This is a genomic window from Acinetobacter sp. Ac_5812 (assembly GCF_013072695.1).
Lineage (GTDB): Bacteria > Pseudomonadota > Gammaproteobacteria > Pseudomonadales > Moraxellaceae > Acinetobacter.
Genome location: NZ_LXUK01000012.1, coordinates 595,031 through 603,026, shown reverse-complemented (window position 1 = coordinate 603,026; position 7,996 = coordinate 595,031). Strand labels below are relative to the sequence as shown.

At 39.7% G+C, this 7,996-nt stretch carries 9 protein-coding genes; 4 read left to right on the top strand and 5 right to left on the bottom strand.

Annotation, left to right across the window (positions count from 1 at the left end):
* Positions 1–1,864 (bottom strand): ESPR-type extended signal peptide-containing protein (locus tag A7P55_RS11885; protein WP_289847030.1); only part of this gene is annotated, 1,864 nt, incomplete at its 3' end.
* Between the two features lie 264 nt (positions 1,865–2,128).
* Here A7P55_RS11885 and A7P55_RS11880 point away from each other — a divergent pair.
* The 4 genes from A7P55_RS11880 (at position 2,129) to A7P55_RS11865 (ending at position 4,559) form a co-directional block, all read left to right on the top strand.
* Positions 2,129–2,485 carry a helix-turn-helix transcriptional regulator gene (locus A7P55_RS11880; RefSeq protein WP_171552237.1) on the top strand — a complete coding sequence of 119 codons (357 nt, stop codon included), beginning with the start codon at positions 2,129–2,131 and terminating at the stop codon, positions 2,483–2,485.
* A 48-nt stretch (positions 2,486–2,533) separates the two neighbouring features.
* Positions 2,534–3,133, top strand: coding sequence for a tail fiber protein (locus A7P55_RS11875; RefSeq protein WP_171552236.1), 600 nt, complete (start codon positions 2,534–2,536; stop codon positions 3,131–3,133).
* Positions 3,134–3,286: 153 nt separating this feature from the next.
* On the top strand, positions 3,287–3,673 hold the full coding sequence (locus tag A7P55_RS11870; RefSeq protein ID WP_171552235.1) for a hypothetical protein: 387 nt from the start codon (positions 3,287–3,289) through the stop codon (positions 3,671–3,673).
* A gap of 184 nt (positions 3,674–3,857) precedes the next feature.
* Complete coding sequence (locus tag A7P55_RS11865; RefSeq protein ID WP_171552234.1) at positions 3,858–4,559, top strand: response regulator transcription factor; 702 nt, start codon at positions 3,858–3,860, stop codon at positions 4,557–4,559.
* Between the two features lie 181 nt (positions 4,560–4,740).
* On the opposite strand, the gene gspM is transcribed toward A7P55_RS11865, so the two are convergent.
* Genes gspM through A7P55_RS11845 form a run of 4 tightly spaced genes read right to left on the bottom strand, consistent with a single transcriptional unit; the run spans position 4,741 to position 7,987 of the window.
* Positions 4,741–5,220 (bottom strand): type II secretion system protein GspM, encoded by a 480-nt coding sequence (gene gspM, locus A7P55_RS11860; protein WP_171552233.1) that lies wholly within the window; start codon positions 5,218–5,220, stop codon positions 4,741–4,743.
* Positions 5,220–6,359, bottom strand: a complete 1,140-nt coding sequence (gspL, locus tag A7P55_RS11855) for a type II secretion system protein GspL (protein ID WP_171552232.1) — start codon at positions 6,357–6,359, stop codon at positions 5,220–5,222. Before gspL ends, gspM begins: the two co-directional genes overlap by 1 nt.
* A gap of 41 nt (positions 6,360–6,400) precedes the next feature.
* Positions 6,401–6,856 (bottom strand): phosphoglycerate mutase family protein, encoded by a 456-nt coding sequence (locus A7P55_RS11850; protein WP_171552231.1) that lies wholly within the window; start codon positions 6,854–6,856, stop codon positions 6,401–6,403.
* A gap of 57 nt (positions 6,857–6,913) precedes the next feature.
* Positions 6,914–7,987, bottom strand: a complete 1,074-nt coding sequence (locus A7P55_RS11845) for an NAD(P)H-dependent glycerol-3-phosphate dehydrogenase (RefSeq protein ID WP_171552230.1) — start codon at positions 7,985–7,987, stop codon at positions 6,914–6,916.
* Positions 7,988–7,996 lie beyond the last annotated feature (9 nt).

Genomic DNA, 7,996 nt, shown 5'->3' with positions numbered 1-7,996 from the left:
CACCTTGCGCTCCCGTAGCACCGGTATCACCTTTCACACCCTGAGCACCTGTCGCACCGACATCGCCTTTGTCACCCTTATCGCCTTGGATGCCTTGAGCACCGGTATCACCTTTTACACCTTGAGCACCTGTCGCACCGACATCGCCTTTGTCACCCTTATCGCCTTGGGTTCCTTGAGCACCTTGCGCTCCTGTAGCACCAGTATCACCTTTCACACCTTGTGCGCCTGTTGCACCAACATCGCCTTTGTCACCCTTATCGCCTTGAACACCTTGGGTTCCTTGAGCACCTTGCGCTCCTGTAGCACCGGTATCACCTTTCACACCCTGAGCACCTGTTGCACCAACATCGCCTTTGTCACCCTTATCACCTTGGATACCTTGAGTTCCTTGAACACCCGTATCACCTTTCACACCCTGAGCACCTGTTGCACCAACATCGCCTTTGTCACCCTTATCACCTTGGATACCTTGAGTTCCTTGAGCACCCGTATCACCTTTCACACCCTGAGCACCTGTTGCACCAACATCGCCTTTGTCACCCTTATCACCTTGGGTTCCTTGAGCACCTTGCGCTCCCGTAACACCCGTATCACCTTTCACACCCTGAGCACCTGTTGCACCAACATCGCCTTTGTCACCCTTATCACCTTGAGTTCCTTGAGCACCCGTATCACCTTTCACACCCTGAGCACCTGTTGCACCAACATCGCCTTTGTCACCCTTATCACCTTGGGTTCCTTGAGCACCTTGCGCTCCCGTAGCACCAGTATCACCTTTCACACCCTGAGCACCTGTTGCACCGACATCGCCTTTGTCACCCTTATCCCCTTGGACACCTTGGGTTCCTTGAGCACCTTGCGCTCCTGTAGCACCAGTATCACCCTTCACGCCCTGAACACCTGTTGCACCGACATCACCTTTGTCACCCTTATCGCCTTGGACACCTTGGGTTCCTTGAGCACCTTGCGCTCCTGTAGCACCAGTATCACCCTTCACGCCCTGAGCACCTGTTGCACCGACATCACCTTTGTCACCTTTATCGCCTTTATCCCCCTTAAGTGATGCAATCCATTGACTTTGCGAACCTACATATCCACCAGCGACTGCTAATTCATAAGCACTTTTACCATCCGCACCAGCCCCAGTCGGTATTGCATCAATCTGACTTTGTAAACTAGTCAACTTCGTATTTACAGCCGTAAAGGCACTACCAATATTGGTATAGTTTGATCCCTGAATTGTGTAAGTCGGCCCAGTGAATACCCCTCCACTAAAACCAGCCCCCCCGCCAAAAACACCAGCTAATGAGTTTAATTGGCCAAAATTAGCTGCATCATTTGTAGCTGTTCCATTCGCCAAATTTGTAATTTTATTATTATTAAAAGAAATTGTTCCATTCCCAGCTGAACCACTTAATGAACCTTTAGAGGTAATACCTCCAGCTCCAACTTTTAGCATGTCAGCATTCACGGTGACATCAAAATCATCATTTAAAATTTTATCGTCAGAAATCGGTGAATTATTATAACAATTGATCGCACCCCAATATTGTTGGTTAACAATAGAGTTACCATGCGTTGTCGCGGCTATACCTGGATTTGTATTCGCGCCTTTTGCCCCACACGTAATGACTTGTTCAGCGTATACCTGCTGAGTGATCAAAGTTGCAGTACATACCCCCAAAGCAACAACAATTGGCTTTAAATTAAAATTCTTTTTGCATTCAAAATTGGTAACAATGTCTGATTTTTTTACAACATGACCTGTTCTATTTACTTTGCGTTCGCTGTTTGCATTTTCAGATACAACGACCATACACCCTAGAGATCTACTCCAAATTTTTTTAAAGATAGTATTCATATTATTCCCTGCATTTTGTGAATATAAACACATAAATTAGAGAACATTTTTCGCACAAATGAATCATTGAAATTTGGTAGAAAAATTAAAAAACCTTCAAAAAATCGTCTAAATAACAAATTTCAATGATGTCAAAACATCTTAATTTATCTTTAATAACTCGACTCCACGGAGCAACTTTCTTTTCCTAAGGTTATAATACAAAAGGATTCAAAATGAAGACTATAGATCAATTAAGCAAACGCGAATGCCAGATTTTTTTAAATGTTGGTACATGGCTACCGTATCAAAGAAATAGCAAAAAAACTTCATATCAGTGAACGAACCGTTACTACCCATCAAGAAAATATTTATCAAAAGCTTAATATTCACCATCGAGCAAGTTTAATTCAATTTTCCCCATACTATTTTCAGTTTCTAGACACTCTCTCACCAAGAGAACGTACAATCGCCCAACTCTTAGCTCAAGATCTTTGCAGTATCGACATTTCATTACAATTAAATCTAAGCATAGAAACGATCTATAGCTACCGAAAATCAATCAATCGAAAATTTAAGAACATTAAATCAAAATACGATGTTTTGGGGATACTCGCCCAAAAAGAAATTTCATTAAATTAAAACAACAAAAACACCAACAACATGTCTAAAAAACAAAAGGGGAAACATATGAGCGCAGATCCATATCTTGGGGAAATTATACTCGTTCCGTACAACTTCGTTCCAAGGGGTTGGGCAGCCTGTAATGGACAATTACTGCCGATTGCTCAAAATCAAGCACTATTCAGCTTGTTAGGTACGACTTATGGAGGGAATGGTGTCAGCAATTTTGCTTTACCAAACTTAGGTGGTCGTTTTGCACTCGGAGTAAATAATAGTTTTCAACTCGGTCAAGCAGCAGGCAGCCAAAGTACAACATTGACCATCAACAATTTACCTGCACATAACCATGTTATTGCACCTCAAAACGTCAATGCAGCAGTCTCTTTAACCCCACAAGCTAGCTCTCTAGGTGGAAGTACCAGTGACCCCACCAATGCCCTTTGGGCAAATGCCAATGATACAAGCACAGGGAGTTTATATGACACGTTTACTCAAAGCACAACTCAATTGGTGAATATGAAGCCAACGAGTGGAACGGCACAAGTCGCCATTCCTCAACAAACGACCTCTGTTACCGGTCTTAGTCAGCCTGTCGACATTACAAACCCATATTTGGCTTTGTATTACATCATTAGTTTAGAAGGCATCTATCCTTCACGCCAATAATCAAAAAATTTAAATTTTAATACGATCTTTCTTTAATCGTATCGAGATTTATTGTGGATACCAGAAACCACGAGAAAAAATGGGGCGAAATTCGGACCAGCCATAGAGTACGAACTATCACTTTTATAACGATTAAATAAAGGAAGTAAAATAATGAGCGGATGTCAATGTGATCCACAAGTTGTTCCAGACTATACAAAAGTTGGTTTTAATGGTGAAGGCAGCAATCAACTGCAATCACCCAATGTTAAATCAACAAATACAATTGAATCAGTACAAAGCCAACTTAAAAGTACCAACGTAGAAGCCTTAAGTCTAAGTGCTTGCGTTGGCGCATCTTATCGAAATGGCGATGTATGTTTTGATTTTCCAGTCTTTGGTAACGTTTGTGTGGGTGTACCAATTAGTATTCCTGCCAATGCAAGTTTACGTGTATGTGGCGATGTTTGTACAACTTGGGGAATTCCAACAGGCTTAAAAATTACACTCTATGTAAATAATCAAGCCTTATGGAGTGGAACTGTAGTCGGCATCTGCTAATTACTTTTCACAAATTATTTTAGACAAGCTTAATATTAATTAAGCTTGTCACCACAACAATTAAAACAGCACCAATAAAACACTTTTAAAAATTTCTTAACATAAAAAAATATTTAATAATATTTGTAGAAAATAAATATTTCACGCCTATAATCATAATTAATTTTTAGAAAAAGAAAATATTATGATTGAAGAAGAGAGGGAAATAGAAAAATTCTGGGAAACTTCTGTTTTCAGCTCCCCCTTGCCTGCGCCAGTATTAATTGCAGAAAACGATATTAAAATTAAAGAAAGATTAAAAAATATATTAATAGAACTTAATTACCAAAAAACTGATTTGATTTTTTCAGAAAATCTCCATCAATCTTTATTAATTGCGAAGAACAAAAAAGTTTCTTTTGCATTAGTTGATCTAAATTTATCTAATGGAGATGGAACAAAACTAATAAAAACATTGAGGCAAAAAAATACTACTATTCCAATTTTAGTTATATCAGCATTAAATACCAAAGAAGCTGTTCTAACTGCGATCCAAGCTGGTGCTACAGGCTATCTTCTGAAAGAACGTGATGATTTTGAAGTTTCCATGTCAATTAAACAAATTTTGAAAGGCGGACTACCGATCGATCCTTTTCTTATTCAAATTATTTTATCAACAGAGATTAAACCATTACAAAGGAGATCTAGTTTAACAGAAACATTATCTACTCGAGAATTAGAGATTTTAGAACTAGTAACCCAAGGCTTAAACAATCAAGATATTGCCAATGAATTGGGGTTATCACGTTACACGATTGAAGCACATTTAAGAAATATTTATGGAAAACTATCCGTAGATAGTCGCTCAAAAGCAATTAACATTGCTTATTCACTTGGATTTTTTTAATTTAATCTAAAAATAACAAAAAATATTCCATGAATTTTACTTAAAAAAAACAACTTTTCAATTAACAACTCAACCACTAGATAAAAAAATAGAGTGTTAATTTTATTAAATAAACACTCTATTTTTAAAATAAATATAAAATTTACAAGGGAAATCCATACACCATAAAATAAATCTATTGCTATTGTACTGTTGCAGTTAATTTAATCTGATTGTTGTTTGACACCATATCCATTTTTTGAATGCTGATCCCCATTTGAGACAACTGCATCAAAAAGTTAGCCAGCACAGCATAATTCTGATGTTCTGCAACAAGCTGAATCTGCTCACCATTTTGCTGTGAAGAAACAGCCAAACCTTGTTGTTGGGCCGTTCGCTGTATTTTATCTGCTACGGTCAATCCCACATCATTTGCAGGTTTCATTGTCGCCGCATTGCTCTGCATCCACACAGTTAGATCTTTTAATTCATTTAACCGTTTTTGTTGTTGATCTGCCAATGCATGCGTTTTCCACAAAGCAAAACCAGTCACGGTCACAATGACAAAAATGGTGGTAAAAATCACCATTACCCGTTCACGGACAGATAAGCCTTGTAGATATTCATTTAATGCTTCAATTTTCTGATCAAAGCTATTTTGTAATCGTGTTAATGCTTTCATTATTTTACTTTTACCACCCCAATTGCGCCAACTGTATCCGCCTGAACATTGCCTAATTCAGCTTGGAAACCTTGTTGGTTTAATTGTTGAGTTAATCCTTGTAAATCATCCGCAGATTTTGCTTTGAGTGACATAGCCAAAGTTGCGGCATCATAACTCACCTGCTGAGCAACGATTTGTTTTTGCATCAAAATTGGTCCAACACGGCTTAACAGCGAAAGTGCTTGCGTATCACCAAGTTGGCTCATACGTAATTGGCTTTCAAACTGGCTTTTAATATTTTGTTCGGTAACACGACTATTCTCACCGAACCAATATTTATATTGCTCAATCGCTTGGCTTGCAGTTTGATCAGCAACTTTTTTCAGCTTCGACCAACGCAACGCGTCATAACCGAGCTGTACAACAATGACAGCTAACAATACGGCAGCCGCAGCTTTCCAATATCCTGACCATTGTGTTTCAGCATTTTTAGCTTTAGGTAAAACATTGAAAGGATGCTGTTTAGGTCTTAACAACGGTTCAAATTGATAACTAAATTCAGTGCGCTGATCTTTACTCGATGCAGTTGCGAGACTCTCTAACTGACCAGCATTTAAATTCGCAAATTTATACTGGGTTTCTGCTGTCTGAAACTCCAGGAACAATCCTAAATCATCAACAGAGTTTCCAGACCATGTATTTTCTCTAATCAAGAGGTGATCATACAGATTGAGTAATACCACTTGATTCAGTTCTGGTTCAGGTGCAATCAAAAAGTCAGGCAAGAATGCTGTAATCTGGATCGGCAAAAGACTGAGTGCATGTTGCCATGTTTCAATCGAATATTGCGCCACACCCAAGATATTGAGCTGATCATTTTGAAAATGATGAACTACTTTCATTTGATCAATTGGCAAGGTGACAAACTCTTCCAAGAGGTATTTAACGCCTTCCTGTCCCAATTGTTTGTAATGTGCCTTGGTCATGGGTTGTTGTAATAATTGCGCATTTCGGCTTGGAAAATAAACCACAGCCTCTTTACCATGATGCTCTTGCAAGTCCTGAATCAACTGTTCAAGACTTTGTGCCTGCAACCAATTTTCCCCTGCCGACCAATACCATGTTCCATTGGTTTCGGGCATCCATATATACAGCATCGGTGTTCAGTACCCTTTTATCCTATTGCGGATATATAAAATTATAATGTTGGTGTAAAACGATTCTTTTGCGTCGACAAACCATTCGCGATCACAACTTGATCATAAATACGTGCTTCTGCCAATGCAAACGGATTAAAGCCTTCGTGTGTCAATTGCTCTTCAATATGTGCCACAACATTCATATGACACACCACTGCAATCGACTCATACGGTAATTTAGATAACCATTCAATCGCATCTTTGGCATCATCATCAGGTTTAATCTTATCGCAAATTAAAACTGGAATACCGTGAAAATGTGCTTTGATATGGGCTAAAGTTTCCTGCGCACGTAATAAAGGGCTCACCACAAAGATTTCTGGTTGAATCACATCCTTTAAGAAATGTCCTGTTTGCTCAGCTTGTTGATGTCCACGCACTGTTAATGGACGCTGCATATCATTTCCATTGATGGCTGGAGAGGCTTCACCGTGACGAACTAAAGTTAACTGCATAAAACGACCTTATTTTTTATAGCTGTATCATAACGCGAATAGATGACAGTTTTTTGATTAGACTTCATGATGAGGTAAAACAAATTCCACATCACTACGATGACCATTTTTCATCAAAGACAACGCAATCGTCATTGGCGGCGCACCTTCAAAAATCACTTCGTACAGTGCATTGGTAATTGGCATATACACATCTAGCTCTTCCGCTTTGGTTCGTACCTGAACAATGGTATTAATCCCCTCTGCCGTCTGACCGAGCTCTTTGGTCGCTTGATCCAGTGTTTTACCAGAACCCAGTGCAAAACCAATCTGATAGTTACGACTTAATGGACTGTTACAGGTGGCAAATAAATCACCTACGCCGGACAGACCCAAAAAGGTTAATGGATTGGCGCCTTGCTTTACTGCAAAACGACTCATTTCAGCCAACGCACGAGTCAGAATCATACTTTTGGTATTTTCACCAATCTTATAAGCCCCACCCATCCCCATGGCAACTGCATAAATATTTTTTAAGGCACCACCCAGTTCAACACCATGCACATCGTCGCTACCAAACACGCGGAATAAAGCACTATGCAAAGCATGTTGCACGGCATAACGAACCAATTCGGACTCACTGGCAATGACCGTTCCTGAAGGCATACCTGCCATGATTTCTTTGGCAAGGTTAGGACCAGATAGCACACCATACGGCACTTCAGGTAATTCTGTGCGAATAATATCACTCATAAAACTAAAGGTTTTTGCTTCAATCCCTTTGGTCAATGAAACCACAGCCTGAGAAGTAATAAACGGCGCAATCTGTTTGAGCACATCACGGAAAGAATGGCTTGGAATCGCCACCAGAATAATGTCACGATCCCGTACAGCAAGCTCTAAGTCAGCTACTGCACGCAATCCATGTTCAAGTGGATAATCAGGTAAATAGCGTTTATTGATATGCGTTTGATTAATTTCTTCTGCAACAGCAGCATCACGAATCCAAATCATGGTATCGCAACCATTTCTGGTCGCTAAATTTGCCATCGCTGTGCCAAAACTACCACCGCCCAAGACCGTAATTCTTAATGCTGTTTTCTGATCTACGGCAACTGGCTCAACTAAATCACTAAAATTTAACTCTGTCATTTTTTATCC

Bases quoted from the DNA above. Each gene is read 5' to 3' on its own strand.
- A7P55_RS11880 (WP_171552237.1), top strand. From the start codon at position 2,129: ATGTTGGTACATGGCTACCGTATCAAAGAAATAGCAAAAAAACTTCAT.
- A7P55_RS11875 (WP_171552236.1), top strand. From the start codon at position 2,534: ATGAGCGCAGATCCATATCTTGGGGAAATTATACTCGTTCCGTACAAC.
- A7P55_RS11865 (WP_171552234.1), top strand. From the start codon at position 3,858: ATGATTGAAGAAGAGAGGGAAATAGAAAAATTCTGGGAAACTTCTGTT.
- A7P55_RS11870 (WP_171552235.1), top strand. From the start codon at position 3,287: ATGAGCGGATGTCAATGTGATCCACAAGTTGTTCCAGACTATACAAAA.
- A7P55_RS11845 (WP_171552230.1), bottom strand. From the start codon at position 7,987: ATGACAGAGTTAAATTTTAGTGATTTAGTTGAGCCAGTTGCCGTAGAT.
- gspL (WP_171552232.1), bottom strand. From the start codon at position 6,359: ATGCTGTATATATGGATGCCCGAAACCAATGGAACATGGTATTGGTCG.
- gspM (WP_171552233.1), bottom strand. From the start codon at position 5,220: ATGAAAGCATTAACACGATTACAAAATAGCTTTGATCAGAAAATTGAA.
- A7P55_RS11850 (WP_171552231.1), bottom strand. From the start codon at position 6,856: ATGCAGTTAACTTTAGTTCGTCACGGTGAAGCCTCTCCAGCCATCAAT.